The sequence below is a fragment of the Phormidium sp. CCY1219 genome (assembly GCF_055795085.1).
The window spans coordinates 1-258 of record NZ_JAYFEQ010000222.1 but is presented as its reverse complement, the minus strand read 5'-3'; the positions used below and the strand labels follow the sequence as shown (position 1 = coordinate 258).

Genomic DNA, 258 nt, shown 5'->3' with positions numbered 1-258 from the left:
AACCTTCTTGAATATGGCATCAATCGCATCGTGCGCTGACCTCCCTGGCCTAAATCCGTATGAGTCTGCCTCAAATCTGGCTTCCCATTGGGGTTCTAATGCCAGTTTTACCAAGGCTTGCTCGGCTCTATCCTTTATTGTCGGAATTCCTAAAGGACGCTTTTCATCGCGCCCTGGTTTTGGAATCCATATTCTGCGTAAGGAGCGGGCTTTGGATTTCTTCCCAAGTTTCTGGGCTAATTCAAACCGTTGTTTAGG

The 258-nt window shown here is 47.7% G+C and carries 1 protein-coding gene; it reads right to left on the bottom strand.

The features are described 5' to 3' along the window. Positions 1-258: reverse transcriptase/maturase family protein (locus AC0QH1_RS01985; protein ID WP_324629097.1), on the bottom strand; the 258-nt coding region annotated here is incomplete at both ends.